The 22,737-nt window shown below is 56.7% G+C and carries 23 protein-coding genes; 13 read left to right on the top strand and 10 right to left on the bottom strand.

The genetic code is table 11. The features are described 5' to 3' along the window. Positions 1 to 11 precede the first annotated feature (11 nt). Positions 12 to 1,508: a CoA-acylating methylmalonate-semialdehyde dehydrogenase gene (locus PMYSY11_RS16710; protein WP_069899631.1), complete on the top strand. Its 1,497-nt coding sequence runs from the start codon at positions 12 to 14 to the stop codon at positions 1,506 to 1,508. Between the two features lie 294 nt (positions 1,509 to 1,802). Here PMYSY11_RS16710 and PMYSY11_RS16705 read toward each other — a convergent pair whose 3' ends face one another. Then, positions 1,803 to 2,759, bottom strand: a complete 957-nt coding sequence (locus tag PMYSY11_RS16705; RefSeq protein ID WP_150547485.1) for a LysR family transcriptional regulator — start codon at positions 2,757 to 2,759, stop codon at positions 1,803 to 1,805. Positions 2,760 to 2,910: 151 nt separating this feature from the next. On the opposite strand from PMYSY11_RS16705, the gene PMYSY11_RS16700 reads away from it, so the two are divergent. The 7 genes from PMYSY11_RS16700 to PMYSY11_RS16670 all read left to right on the top strand — a co-directional run bounded on the left by PMYSY11_RS16700 (position 2,911) and on the right by PMYSY11_RS16670 (position 9,141). Next, the gene (locus PMYSY11_RS16700) at positions 2,911 to 3,474 is read left to right on the top strand and encodes a TRAP transporter small permease (RefSeq protein ID WP_150547484.1); all 564 of its coding nucleotides are present in this window, start codon (positions 2,911 to 2,913) and stop codon (positions 3,472 to 3,474) included. Beyond that, positions 3,467 to 4,765, top strand: coding sequence for a TRAP transporter large permease (locus PMYSY11_RS16695; protein WP_150547483.1), 1,299 nt, complete (start codon positions 3,467 to 3,469; stop codon positions 4,763 to 4,765). Before PMYSY11_RS16700 ends, PMYSY11_RS16695 begins: the two co-directional genes overlap by 8 nt. 42 nt (positions 4,766 to 4,807) lie before the next feature. Next, positions 4,808 to 5,809, top strand: a complete 1,002-nt coding sequence (gene dctP / locus PMYSY11_RS16690) for a TRAP transporter substrate-binding protein DctP (protein ID WP_150547482.1) — start codon at positions 4,808 to 4,810, stop codon at positions 5,807 to 5,809. Positions 5,810 to 5,915: 106 nt separating this feature from the next. Continuing rightward, complete coding sequence (locus PMYSY11_RS16685; RefSeq protein ID WP_090509063.1) at positions 5,916 to 7,040, top strand: NAD(P)/FAD-dependent oxidoreductase; 1,125 nt, start codon at positions 5,916 to 5,918, stop codon at positions 7,038 to 7,040. Beyond that, positions 7,033 to 7,350 (top strand): (2Fe-2S)-binding protein, encoded by a 318-nt coding sequence (locus PMYSY11_RS16680; protein ID WP_090509226.1) that lies wholly within the window; start codon positions 7,033 to 7,035, stop codon positions 7,348 to 7,350. Before PMYSY11_RS16685 ends, PMYSY11_RS16680 begins: the two co-directional genes overlap by 8 nt. Beyond that, on the top strand, positions 7,347 to 8,750 hold the full coding sequence (locus PMYSY11_RS16675) for an FAD/NAD(P)-dependent oxidoreductase (RefSeq protein ID WP_150547481.1): 1,404 nt from the start codon (positions 7,347 to 7,349) through the stop codon (positions 8,748 to 8,750). Before PMYSY11_RS16680 ends, PMYSY11_RS16675 begins: the two co-directional genes overlap by 4 nt. Before the next feature lie 37 nt (positions 8,751 to 8,787). Next, on the top strand, positions 8,788 to 9,141 hold the full coding sequence (locus tag PMYSY11_RS16670; RefSeq protein ID WP_090509059.1) for a RidA family protein: 354 nt from the start codon (positions 8,788 to 8,790) through the stop codon (positions 9,139 to 9,141). A gap of 370 nt (positions 9,142 to 9,511) precedes the next feature. Here the strand turns inward: PMYSY11_RS16670 and PMYSY11_RS16665 are convergent, their stop codons facing one another. Continuing rightward, positions 9,512 to 10,306, bottom strand: coding sequence for an NYN domain-containing protein (locus PMYSY11_RS16665; protein ID WP_150547480.1), 795 nt, complete (start codon positions 10,304 to 10,306; stop codon positions 9,512 to 9,514). A gap of 204 nt (positions 10,307 to 10,510) precedes the next feature. Here PMYSY11_RS16665 and PMYSY11_RS16660 point away from each other — a divergent pair, with 204 nt between their 5' ends. Beyond that, entirely contained in the window at positions 10,511 to 10,960 is a 450-nt protein-coding gene (locus PMYSY11_RS16660; RefSeq protein WP_150547479.1) for a YHS domain-containing (seleno)protein, read from the top strand. Between the two features lie 16 nt (positions 10,961 to 10,976). Here the strand turns inward: PMYSY11_RS16660 and PMYSY11_RS16655 are convergent, their stop codons facing one another. The 4 genes from PMYSY11_RS16655 to PMYSY11_RS16640 form a co-directional block, all read right to left on the bottom strand. Then, positions 10,977 to 11,183, bottom strand: a complete 207-nt coding sequence (locus tag PMYSY11_RS16655; RefSeq protein WP_150547478.1) for a hypothetical protein — start codon at positions 11,181 to 11,183, stop codon at positions 10,977 to 10,979. 2 nt (positions 11,184 to 11,185) lie between these two features. Next, a complete protein-coding gene (locus PMYSY11_RS16650) occupies positions 11,186 to 11,977 on the bottom strand; it encodes a substrate-binding periplasmic protein (RefSeq protein ID WP_150547477.1) in 792 nt (263 codons plus the stop codon). Between the two features lie 143 nt (positions 11,978 to 12,120). Continuing rightward, entirely contained in the window at positions 12,121 to 12,465 is a 345-nt protein-coding gene (locus PMYSY11_RS16645) for a zinc ribbon domain-containing protein YjdM (protein WP_150547476.1), read from the bottom strand. Between the two features lie 101 nt (positions 12,466 to 12,566). Continuing rightward, the gene (locus tag PMYSY11_RS16640; protein WP_069899621.1) at positions 12,567 to 12,932 is read right to left on the bottom strand and encodes a hypothetical protein; all 366 of its coding nucleotides are present in this window, start codon (positions 12,930 to 12,932) and stop codon (positions 12,567 to 12,569) included. A gap of 336 nt (positions 12,933 to 13,268) precedes the next feature. Here PMYSY11_RS16640 and PMYSY11_RS16635 point away from each other — a divergent pair, with 336 nt between their 5' ends. Beyond that, positions 13,269 to 14,438: a GGDEF domain-containing protein gene (locus tag PMYSY11_RS16635; RefSeq protein WP_204881717.1), complete on the top strand. Its 1,170-nt coding sequence runs from the start codon at positions 13,269 to 13,271 to the stop codon at positions 14,436 to 14,438. On the opposite strand, the gene PMYSY11_RS16630 is transcribed toward PMYSY11_RS16635, so the two are convergent. The 4 genes from PMYSY11_RS16630 to hmgA form a co-directional block, all read right to left on the bottom strand. Beyond that, positions 14,432 to 14,914 (bottom strand): LEA/WHy family protein, encoded by a 483-nt coding sequence (locus tag PMYSY11_RS16630; RefSeq protein WP_150547474.1) that lies wholly within the window; start codon positions 14,912 to 14,914, stop codon positions 14,432 to 14,434. The two genes, PMYSY11_RS16635 and PMYSY11_RS16630, sit on opposite strands and share 7 nt — an antisense overlap. Before the next feature lie 79 nt (positions 14,915 to 14,993). Continuing rightward, positions 14,994 to 15,836, bottom strand: coding sequence for a DMT family transporter (locus tag PMYSY11_RS16625; RefSeq protein WP_150547473.1), 843 nt, complete (start codon positions 15,834 to 15,836; stop codon positions 14,994 to 14,996). A 167-nt stretch (positions 15,837 to 16,003) separates the two neighbouring features. After that, positions 16,004 to 16,795: an outer membrane protein OmpK gene (locus PMYSY11_RS16620; protein WP_197737980.1), complete on the bottom strand. Its 792-nt coding sequence runs from the start codon at positions 16,793 to 16,795 to the stop codon at positions 16,004 to 16,006. Between the two features lie 354 nt (positions 16,796 to 17,149). Further along, positions 17,150 to 18,436, bottom strand: coding sequence for a homogentisate 1,2-dioxygenase (gene hmgA, locus PMYSY11_RS16615; RefSeq protein WP_172970631.1), 1,287 nt, complete (start codon positions 18,434 to 18,436; stop codon positions 17,150 to 17,152). Between the two features lie 560 nt (positions 18,437 to 18,996). Between hmgA and PMYSY11_RS16610 the strand changes: the two genes are divergently transcribed. The 3 genes from PMYSY11_RS16610 to PMYSY11_RS16600 are packed head-to-tail and all read left to right on the top strand — an operon-like array spanning position 18,997 to position 22,735. Next, the gene (locus PMYSY11_RS16610) at positions 18,997 to 20,469 is read left to right on the top strand and encodes a TolC family protein (RefSeq protein ID WP_204881716.1); all 1,473 of its coding nucleotides are present in this window, start codon (positions 18,997 to 18,999) and stop codon (positions 20,467 to 20,469) included. Further along, positions 20,466 to 21,239, top strand: a complete 774-nt coding sequence (locus PMYSY11_RS16605; protein ID WP_172970630.1) for an efflux RND transporter periplasmic adaptor subunit — start codon at positions 20,466 to 20,468, stop codon at positions 21,237 to 21,239. Before PMYSY11_RS16610 ends, PMYSY11_RS16605 begins: the two co-directional genes overlap by 4 nt. Then, positions 21,236 to 22,735 carry an efflux RND transporter periplasmic adaptor subunit gene (locus tag PMYSY11_RS16600; RefSeq protein ID WP_150547470.1) on the top strand — a complete coding sequence of 500 codons (1,500 nt, stop codon included), beginning with the start codon at positions 21,236 to 21,238 and terminating at the stop codon, positions 22,733 to 22,735. Before PMYSY11_RS16605 ends, PMYSY11_RS16600 begins: the two co-directional genes overlap by 4 nt. The last annotated feature ends 2 nt before the right edge of the window (positions 22,736 to 22,737 follow it).

Raw genomic sequence — 22,737 nt, 5'->3', positions numbered from 1 at the left:
TGGAGAGTCTCATGGGCACTATCAATCACTTGATCCATGGCGAGTCAGTCGCTGGAACCGGTCGCAGCGCCGACGTGTTCAACCCGTCGACTGGCGACGCTATCCACAAGGTTGCATTGGCGGACACCGCCACCGTGCAGCAGGCTATCGACTCGGCCAAAACTGCATTCCCGGCCTGGCGCAATACCCCGGCGGCCAAGCGCGCGCAAATCATGTTCCGCTTCAAGCAACTGCTCGAGCAGCACGAAGCTGAAATCTCCAAGCTGATCAGCGAAGAGCACGGCAAAACCCTCGAAGACGCCGCCGGTGAGCTGAAGCGCGGTATCGAGAACGTCGAGTTTGCTTGTGCAGCACCTGAAATTCTCAAGGGTGAATACAGCCGCAACGTCGGCCCGAACATCGACGCCTGGAGCGACTTCCAGCCGGTGGGCGTGGTTGCCGGTATTACCCCGTTCAACTTCCCGGCGATGGTGCCGCTGTGGATGTATCCGCTGGCCATCGTCTGCGGTAACTGCTTCATCCTCAAGCCTTCAGAGCGTGACCCAAGCTCGACGCTGTACATCGCGCAACTGCTTCAGGAAGCCGGTTTGCCGAAAGGCGTACTCAACGTTGTGCACGGCGACAAGGAAGCCGTGGATGCGTTGATCGAAGCGCCGGAAGTCAAAGCCCTGAGCTTTGTCGGCTCAACCCCGATTGCCGAGTACATCTACGCCGAAGGCACCAAGCGCGGCAAGCGCGTACAAGCATTGGGCGGCGCTAAAAACCACGCGGTGCTGATGCCAGATGCCGACCTTGATAACGCGGTCAGCGCGTTGATGGGCGCCGCTTATGGTTCGTGCGGCGAGCGCTGCATGGCCATCTCGGTTGCTGTGTGCGTGGGTGATCAGATTGCCGATGCGATGATCGAAAAGCTCAAGCCGCAGATCAAAGCACTGAAAATCGGCGCAGGCACTTCCTGCGGTCTGGACATGGGTCCACTGGTGACGGGCGCGCACCGTGACAAGGTTCAAGGCTATGTGGATGCTGGCGTTGCTGCTGGCGCAGAACTGGTTGTCGATGGCCGTGGCCTGAGCGTTGCCGGTAACGAAAAAGGCTTCTTCCTCGGTGGCTGCCTGTTCGACCGCGTAACCCCGGAAATGAGCATTTACAAAGAAGAAATCTTTGGCCCGGTACTCTGTGTCGTGCGCGTCAACAGCCTCGAAGAGGCCATGCAACTGATCAACGATCACGAGTACGGCAACGGCACCTGCATCTTCACCCGCGATGGTGAATCTGCACGCCTGTTCTGCGACGAGATCGAAGTCGGCATGGTCGGCGTCAACGTACCGCTGCCAGTACCAGTTGCCTACCACAGCTTCGGCGGCTGGAAGCGCTCGCTGTTCGGCGACCTGCATGCATACGGCCCGGACGGTGTGCGTTTCTACACCCGTCGCAAAGCCATCACTCAGCGCTGGCCACAGCGCGCGACTCACGAGGCGGCATCGTTTGCTTTCCCAAGCAACGGCTAACGCTTAACTCGCTTCGCGAAAACCAAAAAGCCCAGTCCGATGACTGGGCTTTTTGCATTGGGGAATTGCATCGAATTGACCGCTCGATTGCATTTGGACTGAGCAATCATGTGCTTAGGACTTGAGCAGAATGGGTCGTGTCTATGGCTGGCAGCAGCCGGCTAAAACTGCCTGTCGTGATCGGCTGAAATCGACACTTTGCAGTAGTTGGCGGGCATATTTGAACTAGCAAAAAAGAGATTTGAAGGCGGTCACCGTAATAGAGCTGATTCAGATGGCCTAACTCATGTCGAATCAAGTGCTCCCACCTTGGTCGTGTGGTGGTGCCTCGAAGTCTAATAAACCGGACGAAGACTCTGCCAACTGCGCCAGCTTGAAACGCAGCGTGTCGGTAAAATCAAGGGTCATTTGCGATTTCGCTCTTTGTCCTGGATACAGAACGTTGAAAACGAAACTAATCCTCGGCTCGAACCGTTTTACCACCAAGCCTTGCGGCGCAAAGTGTAGGGCTGTCAGTGGGTCAACGAGGGTGACGCCGCTGCCTGCCAGTACGAGTGAGCACGCCACGTAGCATAGTTGCGTGTCCACAATTAGCTGACGGTTTACCTCTGCGCGATTGAACACCTCATCGATCTTGTAGCGCACGCTTTGTTCAGTGCCTAGTGAAATGAAGGGCTCGTCTCGCAAGTCCTCGGGTGTGATCACCGACTTATCAGCAAGCCGGTGACCGACAGGCAGTGCGCAGACCATGCGGCAGTCGGCCAGCAGTTGTACCTCAAGGGCGGGGTCGGAGACGTTAGTAGCGACTATGCCGACATCGTAATGCTGGGTAGCGATCCAGTCGGCGACCTGCTGCGAACTGCGGACCTGCAGGGTCACTGAAACGCCGCGGTGATCGCTGATGAAGTTCTGGACCACATTAGGCAGGAAGCCTATGGACACAGCTGGCATGGCTGCGATCCTCAAGGAGCCGCGATGATAGCCGCGCAGCTCATCGGCGGTTCTGGCCAACTTCTCGATACCTACGAAGGATTTTTCCACTTCTTCGAACAGAATCAAAGCCTCTGGCGTTGGCGTTAGACGTTTCTTGTGACGTTCGAACAGCCTGAGTTGAACGGCATCCTCGAAGTCCGCCAGCAGTCGGCTCACGGCCGGTTGAGATACGCAAAGAATCTCTGCTGCGCCGGTAATAGTGCCGGCGATCATCACCGCACGGAAGGCCTCGGCCTGCCGATGACTTAATTTCGCCACATACCCTCCAAACGACTTTGGGGCCTTAAAGCACGATTGATGTGAAGCAAGATCATAATATTTTGTTATCTAGTACAAATAATAAACGATTTGATGTTATCAAGTTGGCCAAGCAAAATCTGCATCACAAACGTCCAACAAGAGAGAAAAAATGGAGACGTTCTTCCGGTATGCGCTGGCATTGCTAATCAGCACTGTTGCAGGCTTCCAATTCGTGCAGGTAATCACCCGATACGTCTTTGAAACTCCAATCATGGGGCTAGAAGAGGTATCGATCATCCCAATCATGTGGCTGTACATCCTCGGCAGTGTTAACGCGTCGCGGGAAGACACACAGATACGTGCCAACGTGCTGGAGATTTTTCTCGACACCGAAAAGGCGCGACGCCTTCTGATGGTCATCTCTGAATCCCTCAGTATCATTATTTCCGCTTGGCTGACCTGGTGGGCTTGGGATTACTTCCGCTACGCATTTAGGGTATGGAAGGAAACCCCCACCCTCTACTTACCAACGTTCATTTATGAATGTTCGCTGTTTCTCGGCCTGCTGCTGATGACGTTATACGTCTGCATGCACCTCTATAAAAACCTTCGCGTGCTGTTCAACGGCGGCGCCGCACTGAACGCGCCAATAAGCCATGACTACCCAGAAACGACCGAAGTTGCTGAGTTCCAGGTGCTGACCGAAAAACAAGAAGGAAAGCGCCATGATTGAAGTCGCGCTGCTCGGTTTTGCCCTGCTGATTATTCTGCTCAGCCTTGGGGTGCCGCTACCTTACTGCTTCGGCGCTGGGCTGATGATCATGGTGCTCGTCGGTGATGCCACCATGAAAGGTATGATGCTTTGGGGCTTTAACCAACTGACCAATCCGGTGCTACTGGCTATCCCTCTGTTTGTGTTTGCCGGGACCATCATGAGTGTCAGTGGCATTGCGGCCAGTCTGCTGAAGTTCGTCAATATATTTGTTGGCCGGATCCGCGGTGGTCTCGGTGTGGTGGCGACTGTCAGTTGCGCAATTATCGGTGCGATCTCCGGCAGTGGCCTCACTGGCATTGCAGCCATTGGACCGCTGTTGATCCCCGAAATGGAGCGTAAAGGCTACCCACGGGCCTATGCCACAGCCTTGATCGCCAACTCCTCGATTCTCGGTTTATTGATCCCGCCGAGCGTAACCATGATCGTCTACGGCTGGGTCACAGAAACCTCAATCCTGGCTAGCTTCCTCGCCACCTTGGGCCCTGGCCTGCTGATTATGTTCAACATTGCCGTGGTCAACCTAGTGATGTCGCGTAAGTTCAAGCTGGTGCTCGATGAATCCATGTCCATGCCCGACTTTTTCAAGGAAGGCATGTCGCGCACAGTGAATGCCCTGCCAGCATTGATCATGCCGGTGATCATCCTAGGCGGGATATATGGTGGGATTATGACCCCTACGGAGGCGGCCGCCGTCGCGGTTATCTACGCCTTACCTGTCGGTTTCATGATCTACAAGGGACTGACCTGGCGCGCGTTTATTGAGTCAGGCAAGGAGTCGGCCACTGCCGTTGGCTCCATCATGATCATGATCCTGTTCAGCTTAATGCTCAGCCAGATCTACGTCATGGAAGAGATTCCGCAAGCGTTGGTGGCCGCTATTTTCGAAATCACGTCTGACAAAACTACGCTGCTGATTTTGGTGACGTTGTTCCTGTTCTTGATCGGCATGGTAGTGAATGACATCACCGCCATTATCCTGACCGCGCCATTGCTTTTGCCACTGATGATCGCTCTGGACGTCAGTCCGATCCAATTCGCCGCGATTGTTGGGGTGAACACTGCGATGGGAGGCGTTACGCCCCCTTACGCCAGCATCCTCTATTTGGGCGCTCGTATTGGCAAAGTGAAATTCACTGATGTCGTTAAACCCGCCATGTTGATTTTACTATTCGGTTACTTACCGGTTGTAGTTCTAGTCGCTGCATGGCCCGACCTTTCCGAATATATCCCTAGGCTGTTTGGTTACTGATTTCCCTATTCAGGCCTTCGAACAACAACAAGGAAACTTAAAGTGAACCTAGCACTCGTAAAAAAATCCGCCCTCGCGCTGGCTCTTACGCTCGCGACTACCGGCTTGATTCAGGCCGAAACTTTGAAGCTTTCTCATGTCCGCCCTCAGGGCACTGTCATTGATAATGAAGTCAAATGGTTCGCCGAAAATGTCCAGAAAGCGACCGACAACAAGATTAAAGTCAAGATATACGCCGCCAATGCTCTAGGTGATTACACCGTGGTGCAAGAGCGTGTGGGCCTCGGCGCTATCGACATGGCGGTTCAACCGCCAGCCTCCGGCGCAGACAAACGCTTCCAGATTATTTACATGCCCTACATGGTAAAAAACTGGCAAGAGGCACGGGAGGTGTTCGGTCCGGGCACGCCACTGCGTGAAACTGTTGCCGAGCTGTATAAAGAACAAGGCATCAAGGTGATGGGCGCTTGGCCGGTATATTTCGGCGGAATCGCGCTGAACCGCGAAGTGCAGGGTGCTGGCGATCCGAATGCCATTAAGGGCATCAAGCTGCGCGTGCCACCCATCAAAACCTTCCAACTGTTGGCGAATCAGGTGGGCTACATTGCTTCGCCACTGCCGTTCTCTGAGGCTTTTACCGCCGTGCAAACGGGTGTGGTTGATGGGGTGATGGGCTCGGGTGCCGAGGGTTATTACTCCTCCTTCCGTGATGTGACTAAGTACTACGTACCATCAAATACCCATTTCGAAGTGTGGTATTTGCTGCTCAATCAGGAGCGTTATGACGACCTCGATCCAGCGCAACAAGCGGCGCTAGATAAGGTTGCTCTGGAGTTTGAAAACCGTCGTTGGCTGACCGCCCAAGCTGACCAGGCCGCCAACGAGCAACTGCTAGCTGAAGCAGGTGCCACCATTGTCGACGTGTCCGAGGCGGAGCTCGAAGCTACGGTGAGGAAAGTCCGTACCAATGTATGGCCTGAAATCATCGATGACATCGGCAAAGAGTGGGCCGAGAAGGTGCTCAAGGCAGCATTGAAGGACTGAGCCTGGCTGAGCAAGGCCCCCGAAATATAAACGTCCGGGACGGCCTTGCCGCTTTCATCCAGCAGGTCCTATGCCTGCAACCTCAATATTTTAAAAGGAGTAGGCCATGTCGGTTCGCTTACGGGCAGACTGTCGCGAAACGGATGTCACCGTGATCGGCGGCGGACTCGTTGGCCTGGCCATTGCGCTAGGCCTTATCCGCAATGGCTTGAAGGTCACCGTGCTGGATGAGGGCGACATCGCCCTGCGCGCTTCTCGGGGAAACTTCGGCCTGGTATGGGTGCAGGGCAAGGGCGATACCTGTCCCGAATACGCCCAGTTGTCACGTTTGTCGGCGCGTTTGTGGGGAGACTTTGCCCAAGAGCTTGAGTCCTTCACCGGCATCGATGTTCAACTTTCCCAGCAAGGCGGGCTGCTGATTTGCCTGGACGACGCCGAACTGGAACAACGCCAGCGCATGCTTTGTGCTATGCGCGAGCAGGCTGGCGGCGATTACCCGTTCAAGGTGCTTGACCATGCACAACTCAAAGCTCTTGTGCCCGCGATCGGCCCCCATGTTGCCGGCGCTACATTGGGGCTGGAGGACGGTCATTTGAATCCGTTACTGCTATTGCGGGCCTTGGCCGAGGCTTTTATCGCCCGGGGCGGTAAGTTGCTCAGCAATGCCTCCATCGGCGAGATCCGTCAGCAGGACGGTGGCTTTAGCGTAGTGGCCGGGCATGACCGCTGGAACTCTGCAAAGGTGGTGCTGGCTGCCGGTCTCGGCAATAAGGTACTGGCCCCCCAACTGGGGCTGTCGGCCCCGGTCCAGCCCAACCGCGGACAGATTTTGATCACCGAACGCATACAGCCGTTTCTCCATTATCCCACCGGTCATGTGCGCCAGACAGGGGACGGCACCATGCAGCTGGGCGACTCCAAGGAAGACGTCGGCTTCAACAGCGGCACCACTACCGAGGTGATGGCACAGATTGCTCATCGGGCAACGCGGATGTTTCCGCTGCTGGAAAACGTACGCATGGTTCGCGCCTGGGGCGCATTGCGGGTGATGACCCCGGATGGGTATCCAATATATGAAGAGTCGCGTGTCTGCCCCGGGGCATTTCTAGTGACCTGCCATAGCGGTGTCACCCTTGGTGCCGCTCATTCAGGACCGATCGCCGACTGGATAGCAGGCAAACCTGAAGCCTTTTCTTTGGAGGTGTTCCGTGCAGCACGATTTGATGTTTAAACGCTTGGCAAATGAAGACGGTGGCACGGTGCTGGTAGAGATCGATGGCGCGACATTCAATGCCCGAGCGGGAGATACAGTGGCCGCAGCAGTGCTGGCCGCGGGCATGATTCCTTCACGCACAACTCCGCTGTCCGGCAGCTCGCGCGCCCCATACTGCATGATGGGTGTGTGCTTCGAGTGCCTAGTGGAGGTCGATGGCGTCCCCAATGTGCAGGGCTGCATGACGCTGGTGGCTGAGGGTATGAAAATCCTTCCGCAGACCGGCGCCAGATACCTCTCGATGGCAGAGCAGGAGATGTACTCGTGAGCGAGCGAATATATGACTTGGTCGTAGTCGGCGCCGGACCCGCCGGGATGGCCGCCGCGACTACGGCCTGTCAGCATGGCCTAGATGTCGCCTTGCTTGACGAACAAGCCGCCCCGGGTGGGCAGATCTACCGCAGCGTAGGCAAGCCTGCTCCGGCCGACACCCGAGTGCTGGGCCCCGATTACTATTACGGGCGCAAACTGGTGGATGCGCTGCAGCATACACAGATCGATTACTTTAGTTCGACCACGGTCTGGGACATCAGCTCGGAGCGCGTACTCAGTGTGTCCATCGGCGGACATAGTCGCACCTTACGTGCGGCGAAAATCTTGCTGGCCACCGGCGCACAGGAACGGCCGGTTCCCTTCCCTGGCTGGACACTGCCCGGTGTGATGAGCTGTGGCGCCGCGCAGATTCTGTTGAAGAGCAGCGCCCTGACCCCGCCAGGCCCGCTTGTATTGGCAGGCAGTGGTCCGTTGTTGTTGTTGATTGCCTGGCAGCTGCATAAGGCCGGAGTGTCGATCAGCGCAGTGCTCGATACCACGCCGTCATCCAACTACTTCAAAGCATTGCGCCATGGGCTCGGCGCGCTACGGGGGTGGCGTATGCTGTTCAAGGGCCTCGGCTATCTGGTTTCGCTGCGCAAGGCTGGTATCAACATGCTCAGTGGGGTGACGAAGCTGAGCGCCGACGCTGACAGCAGCGGCCGCGTGGCGCAAGTGCACTTTCAGCAGCGAGGCCATAGCCGCGTTATCAACTGCAAGTCACTTCTGGTGCATCAGGGCGTGGTACCAAATGTGCAATTGACCCGTGCCATGGATGCTCGGCATTTATGGCACGAACAACAGCAATGCTGGCATCCGCAGACCGATTCCTGGGGCGAAACCTCGATCGGCGGTGTCTTCGTCGCTGGCGACTCCGCCGGGATAGGAGGCGCACTGGCTGCAGAGCACTTCGGGCGTCTGACGGCCTGGCAAGTTGCCTGCCAGCAGGGGCGCCTTGGCAGCGCTGAACGGGACATGCTGGCACGGCCGGTGCATCAGACCCTGAATAGGTTGATGGTTATCCGGCCGTTTCTAGATGTGCTTTACCAACCGGCTGTCGAGTTCCTGCTGCCGGTCGATGAAACCATCGTATGTCGTTGCGAGGAGGTCAGTGCCGGCGATATCCGCCGTTTTGTGGGGCTTGGCTGTAGCGGTCCAAATCAGACCAAGGCGTTTAGTCGTGCCGGAATGGGCCCCTGTCAGGGCCGCATGTGCGGTCTCACCGTGGCGCAGATCATCGCCGCCGAGCGCAATGTCGCCATCGACCAAGTAGGTTATTACACGATCCGCGCGCCGATAAAACCTCTTTGCCTGGGTGAACTGGCTTCTCTGGTGAGCCACGGGGACAAGCAGTAGCGTGTCATTTCAACATGAAAAACCAATAGGACAAGTGATGAGCATTAGCCGATACGAAACAGCCGCGCGGATGAGCCGAGTCGTGGTGCATAACCAGACCGCTTATTTATGCGGCCAGGTCGCTGAAGATCGTAGCAGCGGCATTCAGGAGCAAACCCGCACCATGCTGGCCAAGGTCGATGCGCTGCTGGCGTCGGTCGGCAGCAATCGTGAGCAGCTGCTGTCAGCCACCATCTACCTGAAAGATATGAGCCTGTTCGCCGAGATGAACAGTGTATGGGACAGCTGGGTTCCAGCAGGCTTCGCCCCTGCGCGTGCCTGCGTAGAGGCTAAAATGGCCAGCCCGGAGTTGCTGGTAGAAATCTCGGTGATTGCAGCCGTACCGCAGTAGTTAAATTCTCTGCGCGCAGGGTCATATTCACTTTCTGGCCTGCTCAACTTTCAGAGTACGACAGTGGCGGACACAGTATGATGCATGGCTTACCTGTGTAAGGAGAGGCTGAGTTACTAGTCCGGCTCTGCTTTCGTGACCAATTTCGAGTGACCGGTTTTTGCCGGTTACTGCCTGTCTCGACCGGTCAAAACCGACCATTCTCTGCCGGTCAGGATTACGAAGTGTGCCGGTCAAGTCCGATGTAACCGGTGGTCAAGCCGACTGAAAATAACGGGTCAGGCCGAACACAATCGGGTGTTCAAATTGAGTGCAGTTTCGCATGCCTGTTGCAGTACCGTTTTGACCACTCACACCTGCTGTATACCCACTATCTCGCTGCTTTTCTGTTGCGTACATAAAGTGCTTCGCCGCCGGTGGAGCTGACGGCCTTTGTTTGCAACTCGAAGCGCTGCGGGTTGGCTCTGATCAGGTCGCTGAGCTTTTTGAAACCATAGAGGCGAGCATCAAACGCCGGGCGTAGTTTGGTGATGTTTGAGCCGAGTGCGCCCAGTTGCACCCAGCCGTCTTCGTCATCAATGTCATCGATAACCTTGCCAATAAACTCGACTGGGGCTTTCTGATTTTTGCGTTGCGACGGCTGTTTGGCGGGTTCCGGGTGGGCGTCATCAGCCGAGTCCGGGGTTTGTTTGTCATGCTCTTTTGCGTCGGCGCGCAGTATCTCGGTGTAGATGAACTTGTCGCAGGCGGACACAAAAGGTGAGGGCGTTTTCTCTTCACCGAAGCCATAAACAGTCAGGCCTTCTTCGCGCAGGCGTGCTGCCAGCCGGGTGAAATCACTGTCGCTGGAGACCAGGCAAAAGCCGTCAAAACGGCGGGTGTAGAGCAGGTCCATCGCATCGATGATCAGCGAGCTGTCCGTCGCGTTTTTGCCTTTGGTGTAGGCGAATTGCTGGATGGGCTGGATCGAGTGATCAAGCAGGACTTTCTTCCAACTGCCGAGATTGGGCAGCGTCCAGTCGCCGTAGATGCGCTTGACGCTGGCAATGCCGTATTTTGCAATCTCTTCAAACAGACCCTCAACAATCGCAGCCGGCGCATTATCGGCGTCGATGAGTACGGCAAGATGAGTTTGCTGGGCGGACTGTGGGGTTTTGTTGGCCATCGTTCTTCCCTGATTGGTTTGTATTCAAGGTAATTTGAAATTCGCTGTTTGGCTATGAACGATTTTGATCTGCGGGTTGCGCGCAGACGTTCAGGTAAATCCAGCGGGCCCCACAGCGCCGAGCTGCAATGTTAGAGTGCAGTCCGGATGCGCCCACGGATGGTAGCGCCGGTTTTCTCAATGCTCACTAAGGATGGTTAGCTTATGTCTCGTACCCACACGCTTTTACGGACCGCTCAGGTCCTGCTGGTTGGCGCGTTCCTGTTTTGTAGCCAGGTGCAGGCTGCAACGCCCGCCATTGGCGGCTACAGCCCTGTTTCATATTTCACTAAGAACAAGGCGGAGCTTGGTAGTGAAAAGTTTCAGGCCGAGTACAAAGACCAAACCTATTACCTGACATCCCCTGAGCAGGTTGCGTTGTTCAATGGCAATCCGGCGCACTATGTTCCGCACTACGGCGCCTTTTGTGCATTCAGCCTGACTGAGGGCAAAAAGATGGCTATCGACCCGACCAACTTCAAGGTGGTCGGCAGCATGCTGCTGTTGTTTCACAAGAGTGCAGAGCTGGATGGTCGCAGCAAGTGGAACCAGTCTGGCGACCAACAAGCGCTGCTGAAAAAGGCCGATGCCGGATTCAAATTGCTTGAGTTCTAGAGCTCGCGCGTGAGTGTCACTGGCTTTGTTTCATGGCATCGTTGAGGCGCAGGTTGCTGGCCTGATTGGCTTGCTCAACCTGCTCTTTAAGTTGTTTCATCTGCTGCTGCGCCTGCTCGGCCTGTTTGGCCTGCAGGCTGGCGGTGGCTGCAGTTTCGCCGAGACCACAAGCGCTGAGGCCGAGCAGGCAAGTAATTGCAAATAAGAATGTGGCAATGCGCATGATCAACTCTGATGTTCAAGGTCAGGTTCTGGCTCAACTTCAATCGAGTTGGGTTGAGGCAATCTTATTTGCTGTCTCCAGCGCTCAACTATAGCGTCCAGTTCGCCAGTGTCTCTCAGCTTTTCCAGCGCGGCATTGAACTGCTTGGCACGGTGCAAATCATTTTTGCCAAAGGCAACATAACGCGGCATTTTCACCAGAGGAGTGGGCAGCATCCGTACGTGTTCGCTGCCATGTTGCTGGCGTGCCAGGTACTGTAACTGCAAGCTATCGCCAACAATCAGTTCGATCCGTTTAGCTAACAGCATTGAGACCAACTGGCCGGGTTGCTGGGCCGTTTCGTCACGCTTGAGCGCGGCGTTGTCGAATGCAGTTTCGTAGGCGTAGCCCAGCACCTGGCCAATCACGTAGGGCGCCAAATCCGCGAGGCTCTGCCAGTCTTCAAGGGCGAAATCACGGCGGCTCATGAAGCGTGTCGAGCCCTCACGAATAGGCCCAATCAGCTGGTATTGACGCTGGCGCTCGGCCGTTCCGGCAAACACGAATGCCATCTCTGCCTCGCCGGTCTCCAGCATCTTTTTAGCCCGCTGCCACGGGTACAATCGCAGATGGTATTCAATACCGGCCTCATCCAGCACGGCACGGACTAAATCGACATCCAGACCTTGCGGTTCACTGTCAGTCGCGGTGGTGTAGCTGTAGGGCGCGAACTGTTCGCTACCAACCACCCGCCAAGTCTCGGCGAGAGTCGAGGTGCTTAAACCCACAAGCAAACTGAACAACATCACGCGCATTGGCTCTGTCTCGGATCATTGGCTGATTCAACAACCATAGCATGCACTGAAAACGGCTGGCCGACAGGGCGCGAACTGAGCTTAAAGATACTCTTGCGCTGAAGCCGCTCGCCCGATTGCAGGGCGAGCGTGGCGGGGGAGGATTAAACTTTGCGGACAAACTCGGACTTGAGTTTCATGGCGCCAATGCCATCGATCTTGCAGTCGATATCATGGTCGCCATCACACAGGCGGATGCCTTTGACCTTGGTGCCAACCTTCACCACCAGCGATGAGCCTTTGACCTTGAGGTCCTTGATGACCGTGACGGTATCGCCGTCCTCAAGGGTGTTGCCGACCGAGTCTTTGATTACCTTGGCGTCGACTGCGGCCGCTTCATCACTGCCGTCCGCTGCCCACTCATGGGCACATTCCGGGCACATCAGCATCAAGCCATCCTGATAGGTGTATTCGGAATTACATTTTGGGCAGGCTGGCAAAGTGCTCACGGTGAGTCCTCAAAGGCGGGCTAAAGACCTGCATTATATAGGGATTTAGCTGTCGCCGGGGCACATGCAAAAAGCCCCGCATTGAGCGGGGCTTGGTTGGCTTAACGATGGTGGCCGCCATGGCCGTGACCATGACCGCCGCCGTGGTGGTAGCCGCCTCCGTAATAGCGATAGCGCGGCGCTACGATTACGCGCGTCTGGCGGTAGTACACCGGTGCTGGCTGATAGTAAACCGGTGGCGGCGGTGCGTAGTAAACCGGTTGAGGCGGGTAATACACCGGCTGCGGTGCGGGCTGCACATACACCGGCGCCGGCTGATAACGGCTGTTAGCAACAATTGCTCCACCAATTACTGCACCAACCACCGCACCGGCAATCACGCCATCATTATGGCCGTGGGCTGAGGCCTGGCCTGCAACGGCCAAGCTGAGTATGCCGGCCAAGAGTAAGGGAAGTCGGCCAATCATAAGGAGTACTCCTGCAAAAATTGCGGCTAATACCGCACAACAATATTGAACGCCTAAACTCGGTAATTATCCGTAAGTTCGTGTAAAGCTTGTGTAAAGCTATTAGGCCGATTTGCTCTGTAAAACATCCTTACTATGTATATTGAGCAATTTGACAACCCTGTACTCTCTCTTAAAGTGAGCTGTGTTAGGTTGCTGATTGAAGCTCAAACAGCCGTTCTGAAGCGCTTTCAGCTACTCTGTGAATAGTCATGCCGAGCGCTTTATAGCGTTGCGACAGCGTGGCTGATCCATCGGCTTGCCAGCCGCGACCGATGGCCTTGCAAGAAGCCGGATGTGCCACTGCGCAGCAGGAAGCTGGGCGGTGTGGCCTATTGTTGTAGGCTTTGTAGTTATTGGGTTGTTTCGTACAGGGATGTACCGCATATGCAGTCAAACCCAGAATCCAGGCAAGATGATCCGTACGACACCGTGTTCATCCGCCGCTCGTTTCGTTCGCTGGTGCGCTGGGGAATTGTAATTCTCAGTGTGATCAATCTGCTTCACCTTTCCCTGTTCCTGTCTTACGGCAGCCGTTGGTGGGCCTTCAGCGCGCTGCTCATTCTGGTTCAGGCACCGCTTTATCTGCTGGTCATCAATCGTCGCTCTTTCCCGGTATTTATCGGCGGTTTGGCGTTGCTGATATTGGCCTTCGGCATACAGTTGAGCGTGTATTGCACTCAATTTGGCGCCCGTGCGGGCTTTCACTATCTGCTTTTTGCGATGACCCCTCTGGTCGCCTTCAGTGGCCGAATTCGCATCTGGCACAAGGTTGTGCTGTGCGTGTTACTGATGCTGCAAATGTTGGCGCTGGAGCAGCGTACGGCTCCAGACCCGGATATTTCAGCGCAGGCTCTCGAGTGTCTGCGGCTGCTGAATCTTGCCACTGCGTTTAGTGTGATTTCGCTGTTTGTGATGCGCCACTTTATGGTTGTGGCGGGTATGAACTCCAAGCTGGAACACATGGCCGCTTATGATCCGTTAACCGGCATGATCAACCGCAGGCGCATGGCTGAAGTGGCCGCGGATGAGTTGGATCACAGTTTTGAGAAGCATTCGGCGCTGTCGATGATTCTGGCGGATATCGATCATTTCAAATTGATCAATGACCGTTACGGTCACCAGTTCGGCGATCAGGCCTTATTGCATGTCAGCCAGACGATTATGCAGATCGCTCGCGACGGCGACAGTTGCTGTCGGTGGGGTGGCGAAGAGTTTCTGATCATGCTGCCGGTTACCGACCTTCAGGGAGCCCGGCAGTTGGCCGAGCGAATACGCGTTGAAGTGTCGCGCAATGCCCTGTGCCTGAATGGCCATGATGTTGGCCTGACGCTGACCCTTGGTGTGGTCGAACTTCAGCCTCATGAAGGCTTGGACAGCGCAATCGCCCGCGCTGACGAGGCGCTTTATGCCGGCAAGAATAATGGTCGAAATCAGGTGATGCTCGGCCAGCCTGCGGCTCAGTAAGCAGTTGTGGGCGCCGGCAGATCGAGTGTGCCTGTGTCGCTGAAACGCACTGTGCCGAACAGCCCGCCCGCGAGCTTGCCGCTTAATTTGTACGGCAATCCCTGCTCGGGCTTGAAGCCGGTAGCGCCCATGGCCTGGCGCATTGCCGAGAATGCAGAAATGGTCACTGGAACGCTGATCACCGCTTCGCCAAAACCTGGCACTTGCCCACTTTGGTTGCTTACACCGCTGGCCAGCGGCTGATTGTTCACTTCAAGATCAATGGCTATACCGTTGTAGTCGATCACCGAATCGTTGGGGTTCTGGACGCGCAATTTGACCGCGAAACGTACCTCAAGGCCTTGGCCTTGCAGAGGTTCGACGCCCACCAGATTAATCTTCAGCGGGTCGCGCATGCCCAGCGTGCTGCACGCCGCAAGGCTGAGTAGCAGAGCGGTGAACAGGGCGCGTTGCAGCAATGTAATGGCGCGTACCATGGGCAGAATTCCTTGCAGTAATGAGCCTTGAGTCTAGCGGGCGCGGCTGTTGTATGCGCGTTAATCAGGCAAGCCGGCCCTACGCTGCGCGTTGTTTGGCCGAGAGTACCAGCGCAATGCCGCCGAGCACGGCCACCGAGCTTATTAACAGGCGAAGGCTCAGTGCTTCTCCCAGTACCAGGCTGCCTGCCAGCGCCGCCAAGATCGGCACGCTGAGTTGTACGGTGGCAGCCTGAATGGATTTGAGCCCGTTCAGGGCGGTGTACCAGATGGCGTAACCCACGCCTGAGGTCAGCGCGCCGGAAAGCGCCGCATAGAACAGACCGCTGGCGTCCCATTGGGTTCGGCTGATGAGGATCAGGCTGAGCAGCAGGGCCAGCGGCACGGCGCGAATAAAATTACCGGCTGTTGCGGCCAGCGGGTCGGCAACTTTGCGCCCCAACAAGGAATACGCGCCCCAGGCAACACCGGCCAATAACATCAGCAGCGCACCACCGAGTGCGGGTGCCTTGGCGCCTGGCAAGAGCAGTATGAGCAAGCCGGCCAGCGCCAGAATCAGGCCGCAGCTGGTGAGCTTGTTGAAACGTTCACCGCTGTAAAAACCGTAAACAATCATGCTGACCTGCACTGCACCAAACAGCAGCAGCGCCCCGACGCCGGTGTCGAGACTGATATAGGCAAACGAGAACGCGGCCGCATAGATGAACAGCGAAACAGCGCCTGCCCAGCTTCCGGCAGCGGTTTTGCCACTGCTGCGCCATTGCAGCAACAGCCATAAAGTCAGCGCACCGCAGAGCAGGCGCACACTGGTGAAGGTGGCAGCGTCGATGGTTGTGGCTTTTAACGCCAGGCGACAGAGCAGCGAGTTACCGGCAAATGCAAGCATCGCCAGTGCGGTCAGCAGGAAGGTACGCGCAGTCATGGGCAGCTCTCGATATAAACGGTGCACAGATGAGGGCACCATCTAAACACAAACGAGGGGCTGCAAGGATGCCTCGAAAGTCGGGTGAGGCTAGATCGTTTGGGTGGTCTTTGAAAGCCACGGGCCAACCTGCACTCAAGGCAGCGTTGGCCTGTGGCCGGACTTACTTAGAAGTGCGCTTTTACGATGAAGTTGGTCGCGCTTTGGTTGGTGCCGTCAAGGATTTCACTGCCTACGAAACCGTCGTTGTCGATACCGTACTTGTCTTTCCAGTAGTCGTACTCGATACCCACGTACAGCTGCTTCTCGCCCCAGCTGAGCGCTTTACCCATGTCGTATTTGATCTGTGGGTTGAAGTGCAGGTTGGCGTGGTAGGAGTCGTCGTTGTCCACAACCCAGTCCATGAAACCGTCGAACAGGATGTCGGAGTTGCCAACCGGAATGGTGTAGCTCCAGACCGGCGTAATCTGCCAGACGTTATCACCATCGCGCTTGCCGTCAGTGGTGCGCAAATAAGTGTTCAACTGGAAGTAATCGAAACCCGGGATCGCCAGATCAACGGCTGGACCGATCAGGTAAGACTCAGTGTCGTCTTCGCCGAACTCGTACGTCATCGCAAGTAGGACGTCTGTTACCGGACCAAACTGGATCTTGCTGTTGAACAGTTTGCCCATCGACAGGCGAGGAGAAAGTTCGCCGTAGAAAGTCTTCGAGTCGCCCGCACCGTTTTCACCGTCATTGTAAGTAATGCCGTCTACGAAGAAGAACAGGTCGCCCACGCTCCAACCACTGGCATGCTCAAACGTCAGCGTTTGCTGAGTGTCCGGGTCTACTTTGAAGTTTTCGCCGTACAGATAGGTGAGGCTGTTGTTTTGCCATTGCAGTAAGTCGCCCGCAACTGCTGCCTGGCCGCCCGCCAGAAGCCCGCCGGCCAACATCATGGTGGAGAGTGTACGCATCATTCGGTGTTGCTCCTGGTGTGCAGAATTATCGTTGTTAAACCTGTCTATTGGGTCAGGCTGCTGGGTCTAAAGCAAAATTAGCGCCAGATAAGCTAATTTTATATCGCCAGCCAAACAAACTGTTGTTGTTAAAAGGAAAAATAATTGCGCAGGGTTTTATATACGTCCAGATTTGGCGGGTGGAGGGCGTTGATTCTGACTGAAAGGACAGCTTTGCCTCGAATTGGGGCATATAGGTAGCGAACTGGGGCACAAAATGCGGCATTTCGAAGCACTGCCGCTCAATGCGTTGGCCAAGGCCTTGCGCGAACCGGTATGGATCACGCAAGGCCAGGCTTGATACACAACCGTTTAAGGTTGCTCAGGGTTGAAGGTTTTCGCCATGTGGGCCCAGCAGTCGTCGTAATTGCCTTGCAGTTGCGGCGCTTCCAGCGCGAAGCGGGTGGGCCGCAAAACACTGCAGGTTTCGAACATGAAAGCCATGGTGTTATCCAGCTTGTGCGGCTTCAAGTCTGCCGCAATGGCTTGCGTTGTGGTGGTGTTGTCCGGGCCGTGGGCACTCATGCAATTGTGCAGCGATACACCACCGGCGCTGAAACCCTCGGCTTTGGCGTCGTAGCTGCCCTGGATCAACCCCATCATCTCGTTCATCAGATTGCGGTGGAACCACGGTGGCCGGAACGTATTTTCGGCGACCATCCAGCGTGGCGGGAAAATCACAAAGTCCATATTGGCCTGCCCGGTTGTTACGCCGGGAGAGGTGAGTACGGTGAAAATTGACGGGTCCGGGTGATCGAAACTCACAGTGCCGATGGTGTTGAAGCGGCGCAGGTCATATTTGTACGGCACGTTATTACCGTGCCAGGCCACTACGTCGAGTGGCGAGTGATCCAGTTCGGTTGCCCACAGTTCGCCGAGAAACTTTTGCACCAACTGCGTGGGTTGGTCGATGTTTTCAAAGTGCGCGACCGGCGTCAGGAAGTCCCGTGGATTGGCCAGGCCGTTACTGCCAATCGGGCCTAAATCAGGCAGGCGCAGGGCGCACCCGTGGTTTTCACACAGGTAGCCGCGAGCAGTGGCGTCGAGCAGTTCGACACGGAACTTCATCCCGCGTGGGATTACCGCGATCTCCAGCGGCTCCACCTGCACAACGCCCAGCTCCGTGACCAAGCGCAAACGGCCTTGCTGCGGCACGAATAACCACTCGCCGTCTGCGTTCATCAACACTCGTTGCATCGAGCAGTTGGCGCCGTACAGGTAAACGCTGACGCCGCTGGCTTTATCGGCCGCCTCGGTTGCGGCCATAAGCTGCAAACCTGCGATGAAGTCAGTGGGTTCGTCCGGCAGCTCAAACGGATTCCAGCGCAGCCGATTCGGCGTGACAGGCCCTAGCTGGCTGTTTGGCAGCTGTTGTTCAAGCCGCTTGAATGCCGGGTGATTGGCCGACGGCTTGATGCGATACATCCAAGTGCGCCGCGCTTCTGTCCGGGGCACCGTGAATGCGGTGCCAGAAAGCAGTTCGCTGTACAGACCGTATGGCACTTTTTGCGGCGAATTCTGGCCAACAGGCAGTGCGCCGGGAAGTGCTTCACTGCTGAACTCGTTGGCAAAGCCTGAGAGATATTGAAGAGTGGTCATTTTGAGTATTTTTTTGTAATTGAATTACGAATATCGTAATGGCATGCCAAAAAGTGGTCAACCGGCAAATTAAATGGCCTGTTTTTGGGGGCTTTTTAAGTCAGGCGTTGGACGTTATGTTCGCTTGATGTGCCACTTTTGAGTTTGTTTTCGGCGAATATAGCCGAGCTTTTATAACCAATTAATTAGTGCCTAATTGTGCTTGCCAATTTGCCAATGAATTGTTCCTGTTCTGTTCTGACGTAATACATGTGACGACTTTCAATCATCTGAAATGCAGTTGGCAGCCAGTTCACTTGGCAGCATTTCACCCCGTCGCTAACACTTTCGAACAAGTGGCTTAGATGTAGATTCGCCTGTAGCAACGCTTGGTGGCCGTCTCGAACTGCTGATGCAGGAGGGGCAGGCGATTTCGCTGGGGAAAATCTGCTGTGTGCTTTGCGTAAGTGTTCATACGGTCTGTTGCGGCGGCAACGGGCGGCGCTTTAGGAGCAGATGTATCAATGGATAGTGCGCACATGCTTTCACTCAGGCATCGCAGAACTGCTTTAGCCGTCTTATTGCTCAGCACTGCTATTGGTGGCTGCAGCGTCAAACCCGAATCATTGAGTGAGCAAGAGCACCAACAGCGCGCTGATGACCTGTTGAAGCGTGTCGCCGCCCAGCAAGAGCCTGTAACCGCCCCCATCGACCTTTATTCGGCTATGGCCCGTGCCATCAAGTACAACCTCGATTACCGGGTGGAAATGATGGAGCACGCGGTGCGTGTGCGGGAACTGGATCTGAGCCGCTACGACATGTTGCCCCGGCTGGTCGGCACCCTCGATTACAACGGCCGCAGCAACGACTCCGGTGGCAGTAGCCGGTCCTTGTTAACGGGCCAGCAGTCCCTCGAACCGTCTACCTCCAGTGACCGTGAAGTGCTGGCCAGTGACTTGGCGCTGAGCTGGGATGTGCTTGATTTTGGCTTGTCGTACGTCCGCGCACAGCAAGCCGGTGACGCAGTCATGCTTGCCGAAGAGCGCAAGCGCAAAGTCATCCAGCGGATTGTCGAAGATGTGCGCACAGCTTTTTGGCGTGCAGCCTGTGCCGAGCGCATGTTGGGCAAGACCCTGGAACTTGAACGCACCACCGAAGCGGCCTTGAAGCAAGCAGAGGAGCAGGAGTCCAGCGGGCTGACCCGACCGTTGGTGGCTTTGAGTTATGAGCGCGAACTGCTGACGATCAGTCGCGATGTGCAGTCGCTGGCGCGCGAGCTGGGTGTGGCCAAGCAGCAATTGGCAGGCCTGATGAATCTCGAGCCGGGTCAGGATTACAGCATTAAATTCCCGGCTGAGCCAAAAGAGTGGAAGAGCATTGATCAGCCGTACAGCCAAATGCTGCGGCTGGCGGTTGAGAACCGTCCTGAGCTGCGTGAAGTGGCCTATCAGATGCGCAGCAATGAGCGTGAAACCACCGCCACTTTGCTGCGTGCATTGCCTAATCTGAAGTTGTTCGTTGGCGCTAACGTCAATGACAACAGTTATCTGTACAACAGCAGTTGGACCGGCTGGGGCGCTCAGGCCAGTTGGAACCTGCTCAACGTATTCCGTTACGGTGCAGACCGGGATCGTATCGATGCCCAGGCGCAGTTGCTTGATGAGCGTGCGCTGGCCTTGACCATGGCCGTGGCCACGCAGTTATCCGTCAGCCAGGCGCGGTATGAATTACGCAAGCGTGAGCTCAATACCGCAGAGCGCTATTTGCGCGTGCAACGCAAAATCGAGGCGCAGATTGATGCCGGTTATCGCGCTGAAAGTGTCAGCCAGCAAACCTTGATCCGCGAGCAAATGAACTCGGTCGTGGCTGAGGTGCGCATGGATATGGCGTTGGCCGACCTGCAAAATGCGTACGCCAATGTCTATGCCTCCATCGGCATCGACCCGATAGACCCGACCATGAGCAGTGCCGATTCGGTGGATGTGCTCGCAGGCAAGTTACGCAGACTATGGGCCGGGCGGGGCGATGCCCTGGCCCAAGTGGAGGCCTTGTGAAACGTCGGCTGTGGCCGCTGGTGCTGCTCACTACAGTGGCCAGCTTTGTGTTGCCTCGCGTGTGGGCAGAGGGCGACTTGAATGTGGCGCGCGGCGTGCTCAAAGCAGAGCAGGAAGCTGTGCTCTCGAGCCCCATTTCGGCGCGCATTACTGACATGCCATTGCGCGAGGGTGACCGCTTTGCCAAAGGCGCATTGCTGGTCAGTTTCGATTGCGGACGGCTAACGGCTGAGCTGTCAGCCGCGCGGGCGGGCGCAGCAGCCGAAGCGCGTAATTCGGATGTACAGGATGAGTTGCTGCGCATGGGCGCCACCGGCCGCGCCGATGCCGACATCGCCAAATTCAAGGGGCAAGAGCGTTCAGCGCAGGCGCGGGCCATTGAGCAGAGCATGCTCGGCTGTAAAGTGCTGGCGCCATTCTCCGGGCGCGTGGTTGAGACGTTGGCGCGCACCAGTGAAACCCCGCCAGCCAATGAGCCGTTGATTCACATTGTCAGCGATGGCCCGCTGGAGTTGCACATGGTGGTGCCTTCGCGCTGGTTGCGCTGGCTCAAGAATGGCTCAACGGTGGCCTTCACCGTTGATGAAACCGGCGACACCCTTAATGCCAAGGTCAGCCGCGTGTCGGCGGCAGTCGACCCGGTCAGCCAAACCATCAAAGTCATCAGCACCGTGGCTGATGTTCCCGCGCAAGTGCTGCCTGGCATGAGCGGCCAGTCCAGCATGAATGCATTGACGGCCGTGACCCCAGAATCAGAATCAAGCCCATGAATCCCTCGGACGAGCAACGTGCCACCGGCACCGACGCCACCACAGGTGGTGCGGCGTCGCGCAAGCTCGTCGATGCCAACGAGTTCCTGGCCTCACGGGCGCGCGCAGCCGAGGCGCAAAGTGCCAGCCCGACAGCCACCTCGGTCAATGCGGCGCACCTGATCCGCATAGAAGGTGAATTGCGCAGCTGTTTGCAACGCGACGCACTCTGGCAGCACTTGGTTAATGAAAGCGCGGTGCTCATTCCCTTCGGCGAATCGCTGGTGCTCGAATCCAGAGCTTCGTTGCGCGGCAAGTCGACGTCGGCGTGGCGGGTGCTGGCGATCAGTGGTCTGGCCGAGGTGCAGCGTGATGCGCCGATGGTGCTTTGGTATCAGCGTTTGGTTGAGAAACTCACGCAGAGCAGCGACGGTGGCTTGCAGCCAGAATCATTTGAGTTGCCGCAGTACGCGGATGAGCATGATCCCTGCACTGAGCAGGCTGCTTTGCGTCATTTGTTGTGGCTGCCGTTGCACGACGGCGGTACAGCGCTGGGTGTGGGCTGGTTGTTGGCTGCCGATCACACGTGGGAGGAGCAGCACATTACCCTGGCCAGCCGCTTGGCGCAGGCCTATGCCCATGGCGCGCTGGCCATTGCCGGGCGCGCGCAGCCGTTACCGGCATGGCGACGGCACAAATCGCGCACGGCAGCTTTTGCCGGATTGGCGTTTCTGCTAGCTCTGGTGTTGGCGCTGGTCAAAGTCCCGCTGATGACTCTGGCGCCAGTAGAGGTTGTAGCACGCGCGCCGTTTGTAGTGGCTGCGCCCGTGGCTGGGGTGGTCGAGCGAATTGTGGTTCAGCCCGGCACTGCGGTGAATATCGGCAACCCGCTGGTGCAGTTGGTCGACACGGCGCTGCGCAGCGACTTTGAAGTGGCCGAGCAAAAGCTGCAGGTGGCGCGGGCCAAGATGCTTCGCTATCAGCAGGCGTCAATTGGCGACTCCAGTGCCAAGCGTGAGTTGGCGGTGGCGCAAACCGAGGCGCAGGTGGCGCGGGCCGAGCGCGATTTTGCCAAGGCCATGCTGGATAAATCGGTGATTACCGCGCAGCAGGCTGGCGTGGCTTTGTACGGTGATCCGCGCGATTGGGTGGGGCGGCCGGTGGCTGTTGGCGAGGCGATCATGCAGGTCGCCAACCCGCAGCAAGTGGAGTTCAAACTTCAGGTTGCAGTCGCCGATGCGGTCAATTTGCGCGACGCAGCGCGGGTTAAAGTGTTCCTCGACGCCGCGCCCCTGCAACCGATTGAAGCGCAAGTGGTGCGGGCCGCATACAAAGCCGAAACCGATCCCGCCGGTGTTGCCAGCTTTGCCGTAAGCGCTCGCGCAGCTGATGCGGCAGACAATATTTCGCGGCTGGGTTTGCGCGGCACGGCGCGAGTCTATGGCGAGCAGGTTTCGCTGTTTTATTACCTGTTCCGTCGGCCGATCGTCGCCCTGCGCCAATGGTCGGGGATCTAGCG

The sequence above is a fragment of the Pseudomonas marincola genome (assembly GCF_900682675.2).
Lineage (GTDB): Bacteria > Pseudomonadota > Gammaproteobacteria > Pseudomonadales > Pseudomonadaceae > Aquipseudomonas > Aquipseudomonas marincola.
This window is presented reverse-complemented; position numbering and strand designations above follow the sequence as displayed.

Excerpts from the sequence above, each read along its gene's own strand:
- PMYSY11_RS16695 (WP_150547483.1), top strand. The coding sequence starts at position 3,467 with ATGATTGAAGTCGCGCTGCTCGGTTTTGCCCTGCTGATTATTCTGCTC.
- PMYSY11_RS16665 (WP_150547480.1), bottom strand. The coding sequence starts at position 10,306 with ATGGCCAACAAAACCCCACAGTCCGCCCAGCAAACTCATCTTGCCGTA.
- PMYSY11_RS16630 (WP_150547474.1), bottom strand. The coding sequence starts at position 14,914 with ATGGTACGCGCCATTACATTGCTGCAACGCGCCCTGTTCACCGCTCTG.
- PMYSY11_RS16625 (WP_150547473.1), bottom strand. The coding sequence starts at position 15,836 with ATGACTGCGCGTACCTTCCTGCTGACCGCACTGGCGATGCTTGCATTT.
- PMYSY11_RS16640 (WP_069899621.1), bottom strand. The coding sequence starts at position 12,932 with ATGATTGGCCGACTTCCCTTACTCTTGGCCGGCATACTCAGCTTGGCC.
- PMYSY11_RS16670 (WP_090509059.1), top strand. The coding sequence starts at position 8,788 with ATGAGCATTAGCCGATACGAAACAGCCGCGCGGATGAGCCGAGTCGTG.
- hmgA (WP_172970631.1), bottom strand. The coding sequence starts at position 18,436 with ATGACCACTCTTCAATATCTCTCAGGCTTTGCCAACGAGTTCAGCAGT.
- PMYSY11_RS16600 (WP_150547470.1), top strand. The coding sequence starts at position 21,236 with ATGAATCCCTCGGACGAGCAACGTGCCACCGGCACCGACGCCACCACA.
- PMYSY11_RS16680 (WP_090509226.1), top strand. The coding sequence starts at position 7,033 with ATGTTTAAACGCTTGGCAAATGAAGACGGTGGCACGGTGCTGGTAGAG.
- PMYSY11_RS16650 (WP_150547477.1), bottom strand. The coding sequence starts at position 11,977 with ATGCGCGTGATGTTGTTCAGTTTGCTTGTGGGTTTAAGCACCTCGACT.
- PMYSY11_RS16710 (WP_069899631.1), top strand. The coding sequence starts at position 12 with ATGGGCACTATCAATCACTTGATCCATGGCGAGTCAGTCGCTGGAACC.
- PMYSY11_RS16685 (WP_090509063.1), top strand. The coding sequence starts at position 5,916 with ATGTCGGTTCGCTTACGGGCAGACTGTCGCGAAACGGATGTCACCGTG.
- PMYSY11_RS16660 (WP_150547479.1), top strand. The coding sequence starts at position 10,511 with ATGTCTCGTACCCACACGCTTTTACGGACCGCTCAGGTCCTGCTGGTT.
- PMYSY11_RS16700 (WP_150547484.1), top strand. The coding sequence starts at position 2,911 with ATGGAGACGTTCTTCCGGTATGCGCTGGCATTGCTAATCAGCACTGTT.
- PMYSY11_RS16655 (WP_150547478.1), bottom strand. The coding sequence starts at position 11,183 with ATGCGCATTGCCACATTCTTATTTGCAATTACTTGCCTGCTCGGCCTC.
- PMYSY11_RS16620 (WP_197737980.1), bottom strand. The coding sequence starts at position 16,795 with ATGCGTACACTCTCCACCATGATGTTGGCCGGCGGGCTTCTGGCGGGC.